The sequence below is a fragment of the Nocardioides sp. NBC_00850 genome, assembly GCF_045207335.1.
Lineage (GTDB): Bacteria > Actinomycetota > Actinomycetes > Propionibacteriales > Nocardioidaceae > Nocardioides.
Window position 1 is genome coordinate 1,707,643 of sequence record NZ_CP108845.1, and the last position, 17,776, is coordinate 1,725,418.

General features: G+C 68.7%; 16 protein-coding genes. 3 read left to right on the forward strand and 13 right to left on the reverse strand.

Annotation, left to right across the window (positions count from 1 at the left end; translation table 11 throughout):
- Nucleotides 1-29: 29 nt before the first annotated feature.
- From thpD to typA, 10 genes are all read right to left on the reverse strand, one after another.
- Nucleotides 30-929 (reverse strand): ectoine hydroxylase, encoded by a 900-nt coding sequence (gene thpD, locus OH802_RS08360; RefSeq protein WP_406026912.1) that lies wholly within the window; start codon nt 927-929, stop codon nt 30-32.
- Nucleotides 926-1,336, reverse strand: coding sequence for an ectoine synthase (locus tag OH802_RS08365; protein WP_183550294.1), 411 nt, complete (start codon nt 1,334-1,336; stop codon nt 926-928). Before OH802_RS08365 ends, thpD begins: the two co-directional genes overlap by 4 nt.
- Nucleotides 1,337-1,364: 28 nt before the next feature.
- On the reverse strand, nt 1,365-3,212 hold the full coding sequence (ectB, locus tag OH802_RS08370) for a diaminobutyrate--2-oxoglutarate transaminase (protein WP_406026915.1): 1,848 nt from the start codon (nt 3,210-3,212) through the stop codon (nt 1,365-1,367).
- Nucleotides 3,213-3,329: 117 nt separating this feature from the next.
- Entirely contained in the window at nt 3,330-4,328 is a 999-nt protein-coding gene (locus OH802_RS08375; RefSeq protein WP_378840830.1) for a LacI family DNA-binding transcriptional regulator, read from the reverse strand.
- Between the two features lie 2 nt (nt 4,329-4,330).
- The gene (locus tag OH802_RS08380; protein ID WP_406026917.1) at nt 4,331-5,797 is read right to left on the reverse strand and encodes a glycoside hydrolase family 1 protein; all 1,467 of its coding nucleotides are present in this window, start codon (nt 5,795-5,797) and stop codon (nt 4,331-4,333) included.
- Nucleotides 5,794-6,624, reverse strand: a complete 831-nt coding sequence (locus OH802_RS08385) for a carbohydrate ABC transporter permease (protein ID WP_350660925.1) — start codon at nt 6,622-6,624, stop codon at nt 5,794-5,796. Before OH802_RS08385 ends, OH802_RS08380 begins: the two co-directional genes overlap by 4 nt.
- On the reverse strand, nt 6,621-7,613 hold the full coding sequence (locus OH802_RS08390) for a carbohydrate ABC transporter permease (protein ID WP_406026919.1): 993 nt from the start codon (nt 7,611-7,613) through the stop codon (nt 6,621-6,623). Before OH802_RS08390 ends, OH802_RS08385 begins: the two co-directional genes overlap by 4 nt.
- 3 nt (nt 7,614-7,616) lie before the next feature.
- Entirely contained in the window at nt 7,617-8,909 is a 1,293-nt protein-coding gene (locus OH802_RS08395; RefSeq protein WP_406026921.1) for an ABC transporter substrate-binding protein, read from the reverse strand.
- Between the two features lie 160 nt (nt 8,910-9,069).
- Complete coding sequence (locus OH802_RS08400; protein ID WP_406026923.1) at nt 9,070-9,903, reverse strand: ketose-bisphosphate aldolase; 834 nt, start codon at nt 9,901-9,903, stop codon at nt 9,070-9,072.
- A 76-nt stretch (nt 9,904-9,979) separates the two neighbouring features.
- The gene (gene typA, locus OH802_RS08405; RefSeq protein ID WP_406026926.1) at nt 9,980-11,872 is read right to left on the reverse strand and encodes a translational GTPase TypA; all 1,893 of its coding nucleotides are present in this window, start codon (nt 11,870-11,872) and stop codon (nt 9,980-9,982) included.
- Nucleotides 11,873-11,971: 99 nt separating this feature from the next.
- Between typA and OH802_RS08410 the strand changes: the two genes are divergently transcribed.
- Entirely contained in the window at nt 11,972-13,267 is a 1,296-nt protein-coding gene (locus OH802_RS08410; RefSeq protein ID WP_406026928.1) for a M4 family metallopeptidase, read from the forward strand.
- 3 nt (nt 13,268-13,270) lie between these two features.
- On the opposite strand, the gene OH802_RS08415 is transcribed toward OH802_RS08410, so the two are convergent.
- The gene (locus tag OH802_RS08415) at nt 13,271-13,960 is read right to left on the reverse strand and encodes an amino acid racemase (protein ID WP_355020906.1); all 690 of its coding nucleotides are present in this window, start codon (nt 13,958-13,960) and stop codon (nt 13,271-13,273) included.
- 70 nt (nt 13,961-14,030) lie between these two features.
- Complete coding sequence (locus tag OH802_RS08420) at nt 14,031-14,774, reverse strand: SDR family NAD(P)-dependent oxidoreductase (protein WP_406026930.1); 744 nt, start codon at nt 14,772-14,774, stop codon at nt 14,031-14,033.
- Nucleotides 14,775-14,920: 146 nt separating this feature from the next.
- Between OH802_RS08420 and mshA the strand changes: the two genes are divergently transcribed.
- Nucleotides 14,921-16,177, forward strand: a complete 1,257-nt coding sequence (mshA, locus tag OH802_RS08425; RefSeq protein WP_406026933.1) for a D-inositol-3-phosphate glycosyltransferase — start codon at nt 14,921-14,923, stop codon at nt 16,175-16,177.
- On the forward strand, nt 16,174-16,701 hold the full coding sequence (locus tag OH802_RS08430; RefSeq protein ID WP_406026935.1) for a YbjN domain-containing protein: 528 nt from the start codon (nt 16,174-16,176) through the stop codon (nt 16,699-16,701). The genes mshA and OH802_RS08430 overlap by 4 nt, the downstream gene beginning before the upstream one ends.
- Here the strand turns inward: OH802_RS08430 and OH802_RS08435 are convergent.
- A complete protein-coding gene (locus OH802_RS08435; RefSeq protein ID WP_355224473.1) occupies nt 16,698-17,600 on the reverse strand; it encodes a DMT family transporter in 903 nt (300 codons plus the stop codon). The two genes, OH802_RS08430 and OH802_RS08435, sit on opposite strands and share 4 nt — an antisense overlap.
- Between the last annotated feature and the right edge of the window lie 176 nt (nt 17,601-17,776).

Below are 17,776 nucleotides of genomic sequence, written 5' to 3' on the forward strand. Positions count from 1 at the left end.
AAGGGGCCGGCGGCCGGGCGGCGGAGCGGTCAGCCCACCGGAGTGAAGTCGCGCGCCCCGATGAACGTGGGCCGTGGCTTCGGGGCCGAGAACGGCTCGACCGCGGCGTTCTCCACGCTGTTGAACACCAGGAACACGTTCGAGCGCGGGTACGGCGTGATGTTGCCGTTGGAGCCGTGCATGCAGTTGCAGTCGAACATGACCGCGCTGCCGGCGGCGCCGGCGAGCACGTCGATCCCGTAGGTGTCCGCCATCTTCGTGACCGTCTCCTGGTCCGGGGTGCCGGCGCCCTGCATCACCAGCGAGGACTTGTAGTTGTCCTCCGGAGTGGCGCCGCCGCACGAGACGTACGTCCGGTGCGTGCCGGGCATGATCATCAGCGGTCCGTTGTAGGAGTGGTTGTCGGTCAGCGAGATGGAGATGCTGGCGGTCCGCATCCGGGGCAGGCCGTCCTCGGCGTGCCAGGTCTCGAAGTCGGAGTGCCAGTAGAAGTCACCGCCGCCGAAGCCGGGTTTGAAGTTGATCCGGCTCTGGTGGATGTAGACGTCCGAGCCCAGGACCTGCCGGGCCCGGCCGACCACGCGCGGGTCGGCCGCGAGCCGGGCGATGAGGTCGCTGGTCCTGTGCACCTCGAAGATCGAGCGCACCTCCTGCGAGGCGGGTTCGATGATGGTGCGCTCGTCGGCGCGGGTCTCGGGGTCGTTGCTGAGCCGGTGCAGCTCGGCGCGCAGCTCCGCGACCTCCTCGGGCGTGACGAGATCGGGGACGGTCAGGTAGCCGCGCTCGTCGTAGGAGTCGAGCGTCTGCTGGTCCATCGGCCCGTCGGCCGCGGTGCCCCAGACGACCTTGTCCTGGCGGGGGAGCGTGCTGAAGCCCTCCTCGAGACGGGTGGGGTACACGTCCTCGACGTGTTCGATTGCAGCGGTCATGCAGTTACCTCCTCGGTCAGGAGCGGGTAGACGCCGTTGTCGTCGTGCACCTCACGGCCGGTGACCGGCGGGTTGAAGGTGCAGATCAGACGCAGGTCGGTCGTGGCGGTGACGGTGTGCTTGTCGTGCTTGTCGAGCAGATAGCACATCCCGTCGCGGATCTCGTACGTCTCTCCGGTCTCGCGGTCGAGGAGCTCGCCCTCACCGCCGACGCAGTAGACGCACTCGATGTGGTTGGCGTACCAGAACTCGTTCGTCGTCCCGGCGGGGATGTTGGTCTCGTGGAAGGAGAAGCCGACGCCCTCGCGGGCCAGCACGATCCGGCGGCTTCGCCAGGTGCCGTGCTCGGACTCGACGCGTACGTCTCGGTCGGTCTCGTCGAGGTCTTCCAGATAGGTGACGCGCATGTTCTCTCGTTTCAGCTGTCGGGGGAGGTCAGGCCGGGACACCGTCACCGAGGACGGACGCGGTGGCCTCCTCGAGGACGGCGAGACCGCGGGCGAGCTCCTCGGAGGTGATGGTCAGCGGGGGCATCGTCTTGAGCACCTCGTCCTCGGGGCCGGAGGTCTCGACCAGCAGGCCCCGCTCGTACGCCGCCGTCGCGATCTTCCCGGCCGCGCTGACGTCCGGGAAGGCGATGCCGGTCAGGAGGCCGCGACCGCGGACGGTCGCACCCTCGTACCGCTCGGCGATCTTCGTCAGCCCCTCACGCAGCTCGGCGGCCTTCGCCTGGACGTCCTTCTGGAAGGAGTCGTCGGCCCAGTACGTCTCCAACGCCGCCCGGCCGGTGACGAAGGCGAGGTTGTGACCGCGGAAGGTGCCGTTGTGCTCGCCGGGCTCGAACTGGTCCAGCTCCGGACGGATCAGGGTCAGCGCCATCGGCAGGCCGAAGCCGGAGATCGACTTCGACAGACAGACGATGTCGGGGGAGAACCCGGCCTCCTCGAAGCTGAAGAAGGTGCCGGTACGCCCGCAGCCGGCCTGCACGTCGTCGACGATCAGGATGATGTCGTACTCGCGGCACAGGTCCGAGAGCGCCTTGAGCCACTCCAGCCGGGCGGCGTTGAGACCGCCCTCGCCCTGGACGGACTCCACGATGATCGCGGCCGGCTTGTCGACGCCGGAGCCGCTGTCCTGGAGCACCCGCTTCAGCCACACGAAGTCGTCGACCGCACCGTTGAAGTAGTCGTCGTACGGGATCTTCGAGCTGTTGGTCAGCGGGATGCCTGCGCCCTTGCGCTTCATCGAGTTGCCGGTCACGGCCAGCGAGCCGAGCGTCATCCCGTGGAACGCGTTGGTGAACGACAGCACGTGCTGGCGTCCGGTCACCTTGCGGGCCAGCTTGAGAGCGGCCTCGACGGAGTTGGTCCCGGTCGGACCGGGGAACATCACCTTGTAGTCGAGGTTGCGCGGCTCGAGGATCAGGTCCGAGAAGGCCTGCAGGAAGTCCCGCTTCGCGCTGGTGTGCATGTCCAGCGAGTGCAGGATCCGACCCTCGCGCAGGTAGTCGAGCAGCGGGTCCAGCAGCGCGGGGTTGTTGTGCCCGTAGTTGAGCGCGCCGGCTCCGGCGAAGAAGTCCAGGTACTCGGTCCCGTCCTCGCTGGTGACGGTGGCGCCCTGGGAGTGGGTCATCACGGCGGGCCAGCTGCGGCAGTAGCTGCGGACCTGCGACTCCAGGGAGTCGAAGATCGCGGTGTCCCCATCGGTCCGGGGAGTCTCGGCAGTGGCGGGTTCGGTGGTCGTCGTCATGGGCATGACACCTCCGTGATCGGGTCGTGCGGGTGGGAACGGGCCGATGCGGAACAACAGTTCCGCGTCGTGCCCGTCGGGGAACATCGCGGCCTCGAAGAGCGGCGTGCGCTCGATCGCGGCTCCGCGTGCGTTCGCGAACGAGGTGAACAGGGCGATGGACGCGCTGTTGTCCGCGGTGATGGTCGTCTCCAGGTGGCGTACGCCCTGGTCGACGCTGACACGGTCGACGAGCTCGTCGAGCATGCGGCGGGCCAGGCCCTGGCCGCGGTGCGGCTCGTCGACGGCGACCTGCCAGATCATCAGGCTCTCCGGCTCGTCCGGACGGAGATAACCGGTGACGAATCCTCCTGGATCGTCATCGACGGTCGCGATGAGCGACGTCTCCGCGAAGTCGCGCGCCCACAGCAGGTAGGCATACGAGGCATTGACGTCGAGTACCCGAGATTTCGTTGCCATCCGCCACAGGTGCTGACCGTCCTCGAGGTCCGGTGAGCGGAAGTCGACTCGGGAAGCCGACTTCGGGCGGGGCACGCTGCCAGTCGAATTGCGATGTGGCATCGCCCCAGGACGCTAACAGCCTTGCGGCAGGCATGCCCGGATCGCGTCCGCACTCCGATATGCGGGCGGATGAGTGGCGCGTCGGTCAGATCACGCAGACGTACGCCGCACCAGCTCGGGCGCGAAGACCACGCGCCGCGGGATGGTGGTGGTGCCGTCGAGCTGGGCGAGGAGGAGCCGGGCGGCCTCCTCGGCCATGTCGCCTATCGGGTTCTTGACCGTGGTGAGCGGGGGAGTGGTGCGCTCGGCGATGCCGAGATCGTCGTAGCCGACGACCGCGATGTCGTCGGGGACGCGACGGCCGGCTCGGCCGAGGGTGCGGAGCGCACCCGCGGCCATCAGGTCGGAGGCGACCATGAGGCCGTCGATGTCCGGATGGCTGCCCAGCAGGATCTCGCAGGCGGCCTCGCCGCCGTCCTCGGTGAAGTCGCCCTCGACGACCGCGTCGGCGGCGAGCCCGGCAGCGTCCAGGGCGGCCCGCCAACCGGCCACGCGGTCGGCGCCCGCGCTCATGTCGGCGGGACCGGTGATGGTGCCGATGCGGCGGCAGCCGCGGTCGATGAGCACCTGGGTGACCTCGCGTGCGCCGGCGAAGTTGTCGGTGTCGGCGTAGGAGACCCGGTGGGCGCCGGTCCACGGGCGGCCGACGAAGGCCGCCGGCAGACCGAGGTCGGCGACGTGGTCGGCGAGCAGGTCGCTGCGGTGCGAGGAGACGACGATGGCGCCGTCGATGTGGCCACCGCGCAGGTAGCGCAGCATGCGGTCCTCCTCCTCGCCCGGACGCGCGATCAGCAGGACCACCTGCAGGTCGCGGGACGAGAGGGCCCGGGTGACGATGCGCAGCGTACGGGCGAAGAACGGGTCGGCGAAGACCCGCTCATCGGCCTCCGGGATGACCATGGCGACCGAGTCGGTACGCCGGGTCACCAGCGACCGCGCCGCCGGGTTGGGGGTGTAGCCGAGGGTGCGGACGGCCTCGGCGACGGCCTCGGCGGCCTTCGCGGAGACGCGCGAGCCGCCGTTGATCGCGCGCGACGCGGTCGCCCGGCTGACACCAGCCAGTCGGGCGACCTCGTCGAGGGTGGGCATGTTCACGCGCGCGCCGGCACCCGGTTGTTCGCCGCCACATCGGCGAACCAGAGGCCGCTGTCCTTCGGCGTACGCACCTGGGTCTCGAAGTCCACGTGCACGATCCCGAACCGGTGCGCGTAGCCGTAGCTCCACTCGAAGTTGTCGAGCATGGACCAGGCGAAGTAGCCGCGTACGTCCGCACCCTGCTCCATCGCGTCGAGGGTCGCGCGCAGGTGCGTGTCGATGTAGTCGAGTCGGGCGGTGTCGTGCACGGCGCCATCCTCCACCACATCATCGTAGTAGGCCCCGTTCTCGGTGATGTAGATGGGCGGGGCGCCGTACTCGCCGCTGAGCCGGGTCAGCAGCCGGGTCAGCCAGACCGGGTCGATCTCCCAGTCGCGGGCGGTCGTGGCGCGGCCCGTGCGCGGGGTGACGAACTCGGCGCCGGGGTAGGGGTTCCCCCGCGGCAGGTCGGAGTGCACGAGCCGGCTGCCCAGCACCTGGTCGGGGTCGATCTCGAACGGCTCCGCCGCGATGGCGTTGCCGAAGTAGAAGTTGACCCCGAGCACGTCGAGCGGCGCGGAGATGACCTCCAGGTCGCCCTCGAGCACCCAGTCCTGCCACGGACGGCCCTGGAAGGTCAGGCCCTCGGTGTCCGCGGCGAGGTCGTCGGCGTACTTGCCCCGGAACAGCGGGTCGAGGAAGACCCGGTTGTGCAGACCGTCGATCCGCCGGGTCATGTCGACGTCCTCGGGACGGTCGGCGTCGTAGGGGTCGACGACCGTCGGGTTGAGGGTGATGCCGAGGGACTTGCCGTTCTCCGGCGTCGCGCCGCGGCTGCGCAGCTCGTTGATCACGAGGCCGTGCCCGAGCATGAGGTGGTGAGCCGCGACGATGCCGGCCACACCCTCCTGGCGACCCGGCGCGTGCTGGCCACCGGAGTAGCCGAGGAACGCCGAGCACCACGGCTCGTTCAGCGTCGTCCAGTTGTCGACGCGGTCGGAGAGCGCGTCGTAGACGGTCGTGGAGTACTCCACGAACCGGTAGGCGGTGTCACGGCTGGTCCAGCCGCCCTGGTCCTCCAGCGCCTGCGGCAGGTCCCAGTGGTAGAGCGTGATCCACGGCGCGATCTCGGCCTCGAGCAGCTCGTCGACGAGACGGCTGTAGAAGTCGAGCCCCGCCTGGTTGACCTTCCCGCCATCGGGACGGATCCGCGGCCAGGCCGTCGAGAACCGGTACGAAGCCAGGTTGAGGCGCTTCATCAGCGCGACGTCCTCGGGCACCCGGTGGTAGTGGTCGCAGGCCACCTCGCCGGTGTCGCCGTTGAGGATCGCCCCCGGCACCTTGGTGAAGGTGTCCCAGTTGCTGGGCGTACGTCCGTCCTCGTCGATGGCTCCCTCGATCTGGTAGGAAGCCGTCGCCGCACCCCAGAGGAAGTCCTGGGGAAACGTACGCTCGGCGCGGGCTGGGTTTGTCGAGAGATTCATCCCTTGACGGCTCCTTGCATGATGCCGGACACCAGGTGGCGGCCGGTGGCGATGAACAACAGAAGTAGGGGCACGGTCGCGAGGATCGTTCCGGCCTGGACCAGCGCCATGTCGGCATGTCCCTGTCCGGGCGCGACCTTGAGTGCGTCCAGCGCGGTCTGCAGGGTCTGTACGTCGGACCCCTGCAGCACGATCAGCGGCCACATGAAGTCGGTCCACACCTGCATGAAGGTGAACAGGCCGAGGATCGCCATCGCGGGTCTCGCTGCCGGGATGGCGACGGTCCAGAACGTACGGATCATGGACGCGCCGTCGACGCGGGCCGCGTCGATGAGCTCGTCGGGGATCGCGTCGACGAGGTACTGCCTCATGAAGAAGACACCGAACGCGGTCACCACCCACGGCAGGATCACGGCGGCGTGGGTGCCGGTCAGACCGAGGTTGGAGAACTGCTTGAGCATCGGCACCAGCGCCAGCTGGGTCGGCACCGCCAGGGTGGCGACGACGAAGATCATCCCCGCGTTGGAACCGCGGAAGCGGAGCTTGGCGAAGGAGTAGCCGGCCAGGGTCGAGAAGAGCACGACCGAGGCTGCCGAGATCCCGGAGATGATGATCGAGTTGAGCAGCGCCGACCAGAAGTCGATCCGGTCGAAGACCCGGGCGGCGTTCTCGAAGAAGTGCCCTCCCGGGACCAACGGCGGAGGCGACTGGATCGCCCGGTGCCGGGTGACCGAGCCGATGACGAACGACCAGTACAGCGGGAACGCCGAGCCCAGCAGGAATGCCGTGAGCAGGCCGTAAACGAGGAATCCGGGACGTCTACTCATCTGAGGTTCCTCCGTTGTACGGCCCGGGTGACCAGGAAGTTGACCAGGGCGATCCCCACGATGATCAGGAACAGCACCCAGGCGGCGGCGGCCGCACGTGGATAGGGGTTGGTCGTGGTCTGGGCGGTGTTGAAGACGTACATCGTCAAGGTCGTGTACTGGAAGTCGGATCCACCCTGGAAGCGCAGGTTGGTGTCGAAGATCCGGGGCTCGGTGAAGATCTGCAGGCCACCGATGGTCGAGGTGACGATGACGAAGATCATCGTCGGCCGGATCGAGGGCAGGGTGACGTGGAAGAACTGCTTCACCTTGGAGGCGCCGTCGATCTCGGCCGCCTCGTAGAGATCCCGCGGGATCGCCTGCATGGCGGCGAGGATGATCAGCGCGTTGTAGCCCGTCCAGCGCCAGTTGACCATGGTCGCGATCGCGGTCCAGCTCGCGAACCGGTCGGCGTGCCACGGCACCTTGTCGAAGCCGAAGCCGTCGAGCGTCTGGTTGATCAGGCCCGTGCCGTCGGCGAAGATCGCGCCGAAGATCATCGCGGACGCCGCAGGAGCGACCACGAAGGGCAGCAGGATGCTCATCCGCCACAGGGTGCGGCCCCGGAGCCGGGTGTCGAGCAGAGCGGCGAGGATCGTCGCCACGATGATCTGTGGCACCGAGGAGAGCAGGAAGATCCCGATGGTGTTCCAGAAGGCCTTGCGGAAGACCGAGTCACCGAGGACGTGGGCGTAGTTGTCCCAGCCGACCCACGGGCCGACCTCGGAGCCGTAGGCGGGCCAGGAGAAGAAGGACAGGTAGCCGGTGTAGAGCATCGGGTAGAGCCCGATGAGCAGGAACACCAGGAAGAACGGCGCGACGTACAGGTAGGGCGAGAACTTGAAGTCCCACCGGGAGAGCCGGTTACGCCACGCCTGGCGGCGGGGTGCTGCCCCGGTCGAGGGCGCCGGGGTGGCGTTCTCGACCGGGGCAGAGGTGGTGGTCGGCATGGATCAGGACATTCCTTCGACGCCCTCGACGAAGGTCGCCCACGACTTCTCGGGGTCGGTGCCCTCGTCCACACGTCGGATCGCCTGCTGGAAGAGGCCCAGGATGTCGGAGTACTTGTCACCCTTGAACGGGACACCCGCCGGCACGGCCTCCGCGCGGCTGGCGAGGATCTGCGAGGTGGGGGCGTTGTTGAAGTACGGGTCGGTGGCGTTCTCGTCGGCCAGGACCGTCTGCGCCTCCAGGTTGGCCGGGAAGTTGCCGGCCACCTTCGCCGCGGCCACCTGGGACTCGGCGGTGGTCAGGTAGTTGGCGAACTCCTTGGCCTCGTCCTGGTGCTCCGACTGCGCCGGGACGGCGAGGTAGGAGCCACCCCAGTTGCCGCCGCCGCCCGGGAAGGCGTCGACGATGTCCCAGCCCTTCACCTCGGGCGCGGAGTCCTTGATGTTGGCGAACATCCAGCCCGGGCACGGGATGGTGGCGAACCCGTCGTTGGTGAAGTTGGCCGTCCAGTCCTCGCCCCACTGCTCGACCTTCGTCGACTGGGTGGGGGCGTACTGCGCGACCGTGTCGTAGACCTCCCGGAGCTCCGGGTTGTCGACGTCGACCTTCTGGTCCTTGGTCTGGAAGGGGTACTCGACCTGGTTGAGCATCGCCTGGGCGATCGCGCCGCTGGAGTCGTACCAAGCCGTCTTCGGCATCTTCTTCTTGAACTGCTCGCCGGTGGCGAAGTAGGTGTCCCAGTCCTTGAAAAGCTCCTTCACGGCCTCGCGGTCGCTCGGGAGGCCGGCCTTCTCGAAGAGGTCGGCGCGGTAGCAGAACGCCTCGGGACCGGCGTCGGTCGGATAGCCGATCTGCTTGCCGTCGGCGGTCTGGCCCTCGAGGTACTTCGACTCCATCCAGCGGCTGTCGAGCTCCTTGTCGGTGAGATCGACGAACTGCTCGGAGGCGCCCTCGGCGACGAGCGCGGGCATCATGTCGCCCTCGATGCCGACGATGTCGGTGAGACCCTCGCCCGACTGCAGGCCGGTGGTGAGGCTCTGCTTCCAGGTGTCCCACTCGGCAACGACGGTCTGCTTGACCTTGAAGGGGCGATCGGGGTCGGCGTTCCACTTGTCGATGAGGTCGCCGTAGCCGAACTCGCTGAACGTCGTGATGGTCAGGGTGTCGTCCTTGCCGAGCTTGGCCTGCTCGCCGGTGTCGTCGCTGCCGCCGCAGGCCCCGACGAGGCCAGCGACGAGAGTGGCGACCGCGCCAGCGGCTAGACCGCGGCGCCAGGACTTGGAGATCTTGGACACGGGGTGCTCCTGCACGTCTGTGTGGGGAGTGAGAGCGCTTCCACTCTCGGGACTACGGAGAGTGTGAGTGCGCTCACACGGCTGTGTCAAGAGGCGCGGTGGTAACGATTTCGTGTGGTGTGGGAGCGCTTCCACCAAACTGGGGAAACGGAAGCGCCGGTCAGGCCGAGATGACGGTGAGCAGCCGGGCGGTCTCGGCGGCCATCGCGTCGCGGCCGGCACCGAGGTAGCGGCGCTGGTCGACCAGGTTCGGGTCGGCTTCGAGGGTCTCGCGGACCGCGGCCGTGAAGGCCTTGTTGAGCTGGGTGGCGACGTTGATCTTCGTCATCCCGGCGGCGATGGCGGCCCGGAGGCCGTCGTCGCTCACGCCTGAGGAGCCGTGCAGGACCAGCGGGACGTCGACGGCGCGGCGGATCTCCGCGATCAGCGCCTCGTCCAGGGCCGCGTCGCGGGTGGTCATCTTGTGGCTCGAGCCGACCGCGACGGCGAGGGCGTCGACGCCGGTGCTGGCGACGAACGCGGCCGCCTCGGCCGGGTCCGTGCGTACGCCGGGAGCGTGGACGCCCTCCTTGCCGCCGACCTCGCCGAGCTCGGCCTCGACGTGGGCGCCGCGGTCGTGGCAGCGGCGGACGACGGCGGCGGTGCGGGTGAGGTTGTCCTCGTAGGGGAGCTGGGAGGCGTCGTACATCACCGACGAGAAGCCGAGGTCGACCGCGATCCCGGCCAGGCGCTCGTCGGTCGCGTGGTCCAGGTGGAGCGAGATCGGCATCGTCGAGCCGGACGCGACCGCGATCGCGGCATGGGCCAGCGGCGCCAGACCGCCGTGGTAGCGCACCGCGTTCTCGCTGATCTGCACGATGACCGGCCGGTTCGCGGTCTCGGCTCCGGTGGCTATCGCCTCGACGGTCTCCAGGTTGATCGCGTTGAAGGCGGCGACACCGCGGCCTTCCTCATAGGCCGAGCTGATCAGCGAGGCGGTGGTCGTGAGGGTCATGGTCGAAGTGTCGCAGGCAGCCGACGACGAGAACGGCCGCCGACCCAGGAGGGTCGGCGGCCGTCACGAGAGTCGGTCAGGACTTGTTGGCCTTGCGGGCGCGCGAGGCGATCTTGGCCCGGTCGTTCTGGTCGAGGACGACCTTGCGGATGCGGACCATGTCGGGGGTGACCTCGACGCACTCGTCCTCGCGGCAGAACTCCAGGCACTGCTCGAGCGAGAGCTTCTTCGGCGGGATGAGCTTCTCGAAGTTGTCGGAGGTGGCGGAGCGAACGTTGGTCTGCTGCTTCTCCTTGGTGATGTTGACGTCCATGTCGTCGGCGCGGGAGTTCTCGCCGACGATCATGCCCTCGTAGACCTCGGTCGCCGGCTCGACGAACATGACGCCGCGCTCCTGCAGCGAGGTCATCGCGTACGCAGTGGCCGCACCGGACCGGTCGGCGACGAGCGAGCCGTTGTTGCGCGAGCGGATCTCGCCGGCCCAGCGGTCGTAGCCCTCGGAGATGTGGTGGGCGATGCCGGTGCCGCGGGTCTCGGTGAGGAACTCGGTGCGGAAACCGATCAGGCCACGCGCCGGCACGATGAACTCCATGCGCACCCAGCCGGTGCCGTGGTTGGTCATGCCCTCCATGCGGCCCTTGCGGTTCGCGAGCAGCTCGGTGATGGAGCCGAGGTACTCCTCCGGGGCGTCGATGGTCAGGCGCTCGAACGGCTCGTGGATCTTGCCGTCGACCTCCTTGGTGACCACCTGCGGCTTGCCGACGGTCAGCTCGTAGCCCTCGCGGCGCATCTGCTCGACCAGGATCGCCAGCGCCAGCTCGCCACGGCCCTGGACCTCCCAGGCGTCGGGACGCTCGGTGTTGAGGATCTTCAGCGACACGTTGCCGATGAGCTCGGCGTCGAGGCGGTCCTTGACCAGACGCGCGGTCACCTTCGAGCCCTTGACCTTGCCGACCAGCGGCGAGGTGTTGGTGCCGATGGTCATCGAGATGGCCGGCTCGTCGACGTGGATGAGCGGCAGCGCGACCGGGTTCTCCGGGTCGGCGAGGGTCTCGCCGATGGTGATGTCCGGGATGCCGGCGATGGCGACGATGTCGCCGGGGCCGGCGATCTCGCCGGGCTTGCGCTCGAGGCCCTCGGTGATGAGCAGCTCGGTGATGCGTACGTTCTTGACCTCGCCGTCACGGCGCATCCAGGCGACGTTCTGGCCCTTCTTCAGGGTGCCCTGGTGGATGCGGACCAGCGCGAGGCGGCCGAGGAACGGGCTCGCGTCGAGGTTGGTGACGTGGGCCTGGAGGGGCGCGCCATCGACGTACGTCGGAGCCGGGATGGTGTCCATGATCGTCTGGAACAGCGGCTCGAGGTCCTTGGAGTCGGGCAGCTCGCCGTTGCCGGGCTGCTCGAGCGACGCGACGCCGGCCTTGCCCGAGGCGTAGATCACCGGGAAGTCGAGCGCGTCCTGGCTGTGGGAGTCGTCGAGCAGGTCCATGAAGAGCTCGTACGTCTCGTCGACGACCTCCTCGATGCGGGCGTCGGGGCGGTCGACCTTGTTGACCACCAGCACGACCGGCATGTCGGCGTTGAGCGCCTTGCGCAGCACGAACCGGGTCTGGGGGAGCGGGCCCTCGGATGCGTCCACCAGCAGCACGATCCCGTCGACCATCGACAGGCCGCGCTCGACCTCGCCACCGAAGTCGGCGTGGCCGGGGGTGTCGATGATGTTGATCGTCATCCCCTCGGGTGCGCTCGGCCCGGTGTAGTGGATGGCGGTGTTCTTCGCGAGGATGGTGATGCCCTTCTCGCGCTCGAGCTCACCGGAGTCCATGACCCGGTCGGCGACCGATTCGGCCTCGTGCTCGGTGAACGTGCCTGCCTGACGCAGCATGGCGTCGACCAGCGTGGTCTTGCCGTGGTCGACGTGCGCAACGATGGCGACGTTGCGTAGATTGGCCTTGAGGATCTCGGACATGTGCGAAGCGGCTCGATTTCTGGCGCGGGACGGGACGTCTGATCTTATCCGCCGTGACCTCCTTGACCCGCATCCGGAGATGACGGTTGGCTGGGGCCCATGACTTCTCGGAAACACGTCTGCCAGATCGTGCCCCCGTATCTCATGCAGCGGCTCAACGCCGGCCGCCTCGACCAGGACAACGCGTTTCGAGCCGCTCGGGCCGAGCACCTGACCAGGGTTCTCGCCCAGCGCCCCGCCCCAGAAGCCGGCGAGACCACCGCCGAGGCTGGGGACTGGACGGTCTACACCGCCGCCAACGGCACCGACCTGCCCGGGGAGAAGGTCCGCGCCGCGGGTGAGCCGGAGTCGGGCGACGAGAGCGTCGATGAGGCCGCGACCGGCATCACCGGCTCGCTGGCTCTCTTCGAGGAGGTCTACGGCCGCGACTCCTACGACGGCCAAGGCATCGAGGTCGTGATGACGGTCCACTACGACCGCGACTACGCCAACGCCTTCTGGGACGGCAACCAGCTGGTCTTCGGCGACGGCGACGGCGAGATCTTCCAGCGGTTCACCAAGGCCGTCGACGTGATCGGTCACGAGCTCTCCCACGCGGTCACCGAGCACACCGCCGGGCTCGTCTACCAGGGCCAGCCCGGCGCGCTCAACGAGTCGATGTCGGACGTGTTCGGCTCCTGCCTCAAGCAGCGTCTCCTCGGCCAGAGCGCCGACGAGGCCGACTGGATCATCGGCGCGGGCCTCTTCACCGAGTCGGTCCAGGGCGTCGGGCTGCGGCACATGCTCGAGCCCGGGACCGCCTACGACGACCCCACTCTGGGCAAGGATCCGCAGCCGGCCCATATGGACGACATCTACGACGGCACCGACGACAACGGCGGCGTCCACATCAACTCCGGCATCCCCAACCGCGCCTTCGCCCTCGCCGCCAAGGCGATCGGCGGCAACTCCTGGGACGGTGCCGGCAAGATCTGGTACGCCGCGCTGACCAGCGGCGCCGTCACCACCGACACCGACTTCGCCGGGTTCGCCGCGGCCACCATCGCCGAGGCCGGCGACCAGGCCGAGGCAGTCACCACCGCGTGGTCCGAGGTCGGTGTCACCCCGGCGTCCGGGACGCCCGCGCCCGACGGCGAGGGGCCGACCGTGGTGAAGGTACGCCGCAGCGGCGGTTTCCTGGGACGTACCAAGGAGGGGGTCGCGGAGCTCGCGCCGTCGGCCGCCCACGTGGCCGCTTTGCGCAACCTGGTCGCCGGTGGAGCCGCTCCTTCGAAGCCGAAGGGCGCCGACCGCTACATCTACGAGTTCGAGGTCGACGGCCGGACCGTCGTCGTGCACGAGGGCGACATGAGCCCCGAGCTGCGTGCCGTCGCCAACGAGCTTCTGGAGAGCTGAGCCTCAGGGAAGGGCGCGGTCGAGCGCGGCCTCGACGTGCACGGTGATGGCGTCGAGGATGGGTACGTCGACGTCGCTGGGCCGCACCAGGAGGCTGAGCTCGGAGGCGCCGAGGATGACGCCGTCCGCACCCGCGTCCCACAGCTCGTGGACGACCTCGAGGACCCGCTTGCGCGAGCCGGACACGACGTTCCGGTGGATGAGCTCCTCGTAGATGATCGAGTCGAGCATCTCCACGTGGAGGGTGTCGGGCAGGTTCACGTCGACGCCGTGGTCGGAGATCCGCTGGGCGAAGAAGTCGTTCTCCACGGTGTAGCGGGAGGCGAGGAACCCGGCCTTGGTGATGCCGAGCTCCTTGGCCTTCGTGGCGAGCTCGTCGGCCAGGTGCAGCACGGGTACGTCGACGGCGGCCGCGACCTCGTCGTAGACCTTGTGGAAGGTGGTGGTGCACAGCAGGATGAAGTCGGCGCCGCCGGCCACCACGCTGCGGGCAGCGGCGATCAGGATCTCGGCGACCTGGTCCCAGGACTCCTTCTCCTGCAGTGCCGTCAGCTCGGCCAGGTCGACGGAGGCCAGCACGATCTTGGCGGAGTGGAGACCGCCGAGCCGCTCCTGGACACCCTTGTTGAGTCCCTCGTAGTAAGCGGCGGTGCTTTCCCAGCTCATGCCGCCGATGAGTCCGATCGTCTGCACGTCATCGAGTGTGACACCGTCGGGGGCTGCGTATGGAATCCTCGGCGCCCCTGACCAGGGCAGATATCGGTCAGCCCTCGCGGTGCACCTTGTGCGGGGCGGCCTGGGCGCGCGGCTTGATGATCAGCTCGTCGATGTTGACGTGAGCCGGACGGGTCGCCATCCACACGATGGCGTCGGCGATGTCGTCGGCCACCAGCGGCTCGGCGACGCCCTGGTAGACCGCGTCGGCTGCTGCCTGGTCGCCCCCGAGACGTACGAGCGAGAACTCCTCGGTCTGGACCATGCCCGGGGCGATCTCCATGATCCGCACCGGCTTGTCGACGATCTCCAGGCGCAGCGCCTCGGTGACCGCGCGGGTGCCGAACTTGGCCGCGTTGTAGCCCGCGCCGCCCTCGTAGGCGCGCCGGCCGGCGATCGAGCCGACGTTGATGACCGCGCCCGCTCCCGAGGCGACCAGCGCAGGCAGCAGCGCTTTGGTCACGCGGGTCAGGCCGATCACGTTGACCTCGAACATCGCCTGCCACTTGGTCAGGTCGGCCTCGGCCACCTTGTCCACCCCGAAGGCGCCGCCGGCGTTGTTGACCAGCAGGTCGAGACGGTCGCCGACCGCCTCGACGAGGGCGGCGACGGAGTCGTCGGAGGTGACGTCGGTCGCGATCGCGGTGCCACCGATCTCCTCGGCCAGGGCCTCGATCCGGTCGGCCCGGCGAGCGGCGAGGAAGACGTGGTAGCCCTCCTTGGCGAGCTGGCGGGCGGTGGCCGCGCCGATCCCGCTCGAGGCGCCGGTGACGACAGCATTCTTGGACGACATGGAGCCATTCTCTCGTCGCTCGCTCGACTTTGCCCACCGGGTCCCACGATCGAAGACGATTCACGCTGGTTCACGCGGCCGGGAATGATGAACGAGATCCGCGTGTTGAGAGACGGGACCACAGGCGTATACACAAAGGGGCAGGAATGATCCACCGCGTAGCGATGGTCAGTCTGCACACCTCTCCGCTCGACCAGCCCGGCACCGGCGACGCCGGCGGCATGAACGTCTACGTGCTCGAGCTCTCCCGGCGGCTGGCCACCCAGGGCATCGCGGTCGACATCTTCACGCGCGCGACATCCTCGCGCCTGCCGCAGGTCGTGGAGGCGTACGACGGGGTCGCTGTCCACCACGTTCACGCCGGTCCGTTCGAGGGGCTGGCCAAGGGTGACCTTCCGGGGCAGCTGTGCACGTTCGCGCGTGAGGTGCTCCGCGCGGAGGCTTCCAACCCGCCGGGCTACTTCGACGCCGTGCACTCCCACTACTGGCTCTCGGGCCAGGTCGGGGCGCTCTCCCGCGACCGCTGGGGCGTGCCGCTGGTCCACTCGATGCACACGATGGCCAAGGTCAAGAACGAGGCGCTCGCCGAGGGCGACTGTCCCGAGCCCGAGGCCCGCGTGATCGGGGAGGAGCAGGTCGTCGGCGCCGCCGACATGCTGATCGCCAACACCGACCTCGAGGCCAAGCAGCTGATCAACATGTACGACGCGGAGCCGGGCCGTGTCGCCGTCGTCCATCCCGGGGTCGACCTGCGGGTCTTCCGTCCGCGCGGGCGGGCGGCGGCGCGTGCAGCGCTCGGGCTCCCGGCCCGGGCTCACGTGCTCCTCTTCGCCGGTCGCATCCAGCCGCTCAAGGCTCCCGACGTACTCCTGCGGGCGGCCGCGGTCATGCTCGCGCGTGACCCGTCGCTGCGCCGCAACCTCGTCGTACCGATCGTCGGCGGTCCCTCCGGCTCCGGCCTGGAGCACCCGACCGGGCTGGCCGATCTCGCCGCTGAGCTCGGGATATCCGACGTGGTCCGGTTCGTCCCGCCGGTGCGCCAGGACCAGCTCGCGCTCTGGTACTCGGCCGCCTCCGTCGTCGCCGTCCCCTCCTACAACGAGTCGTTCGGCCTGGTCGCCGTCGAGGCCCAGGCCTGCGGCACGCCCGTCGTCGCGGCCGCGGTCGGCGGCCTGACCACCGCCGTGCACCACGGTCGCAGCGGTCTCCTGGTCGACGGGCACGACCCGGCGCAGTGGGCCGACGCGCTCACCAACGCCATCGCCTCCTACTCGCGCTGGTCGGCTCTGGCCGACGGCGCCCGCGAACACGCCCAGGACTTCTCCTGGGATCTCACCGCACGCAATACGCTCGAGGTCTATGAAGAGGCCAAGATGCTGATGCGTGAGGAGCTGACAGCATGACTGCAGATTCGCGGACCGACCATGAAGAGGTCGTACGCGGCTGGCTGAAGTCCAACGACCTGACCTGGGACGAGACGTCCCAGCCGGGTGGCGAGGTGGTCTTCTCGTTCTCGCTCCCGGGCGAGCGGAAGCTGCAGACGCCGGTCCGGCTCGACCTGGGGCAGCACGCCCTCGGCGTACATGCCTTCGTCTGCCGCCGTCCCGACGAGAACCACGAGACCGTCTACCGCTGGCTGCTCGAGCGCAACCTGCGGCTCTACGGGGTCTCGTTCGGGCTCGACCGGCTCGGCGACATCTACCTCGACGGCCGGCTGCCGCTGGCGATGGTCGAACCGGGCGAGCTCGACCGGCTGCTCGGCTCGGTCCTGACGTACGCGGACGAGTCCTTCAACACCATCCTCGAGCTCGGCTTCGCCTCCTCGATCCGCAAGGAGTGGGAGTGGCGCAAGCTGCGCGGTGAGTCGACCGCCAACCTCGAAGCCTTCCGGGGCTGGCTCGAGAGGGACGAAGACCCGAAGGACTAACGCGGCTGGCGCCGGGTGATCAGCACACCTGCGATGCACATCGCGCCGCCGATGAAGGCGAGCGCCGGCGGCACCTCGTCGAGCACCAGCCACGCCATCAGCGCGGTGATGAACGGCACCAGGAACGTCGACTGCGCGAACTTGCCCGCATCGGAGTGGGAGAGGGCATAAGCCCAGGTCACAAAGGCCAGAGCGCTCGGGAAGAGGCCGAGGTAGACGATCCAGCCGATGTTGCCGACGCTGATGTCGGGGAGCGTGGTGGCCAGCTCGAACGACCAGGGCAGGCAGATGACGAGGCCGGCGATGGCGTACCAGAACGTCAGCAGCAGCGCGCTCATCGTCGGCAGCAGCTTCTTCTGGGTGAGGACACCGACCGCGAAGGTGAGCGCGGCGACGACCGAGAGGGCGACGCCGATCCAGTCGCCGGTGTCACCGTTGGCCGAGGCGCGGCCGATGACGACCACCCCTGCGAAGCCGACGCCGGTGCCGATCAGGATCCACCGGTGGATCGTCTCCTTGAGCACGAGGCCCGCCAGCAGCGCCACCACGATCGGGCCGACCTGCACGATCAGCGCCGCTGTCGCCGCGTCGATCCGGCGCTCGGACTCGTTGAGCGCCAGGTTGTAGACGCCCAGCCAGGACGCACCGCCCAGCGCGATCAGCGGCCATTCCTTCCGGGTCGGCAGCCGGAACCCGCCCTTCAGCGCGAGGTACGCGCCGAGCGCCGCCACCATCACCACCAGCCGGCCCAGCGACAGGCTCCCCGGCGGGACGGTGTCGCCCAGGTGACGGATCCCGACGAACGCCGATGCCCACAGAACCAGCGTGATCCCGCAAGCGATCAGTGGCTTCCAGATCGGCGTGGTCTCAGCAGGCGCGGGGCTAATCGTCGTCGTCACGATAAAAGGGTAAAGATCCGCGCCCCGGAGCGCGAGCGGATATCAGCCATCGATGTTCGACATCCCGCCATCTCGCCCCAGCCGAATCTGTAGTTCTGTCGCGCGAGTCTGTAGTTGTGGGCGACGAGTCCCTACTTTCGTCGCCCACAACTACGGACTCGGCCGCCAAAGGTGCG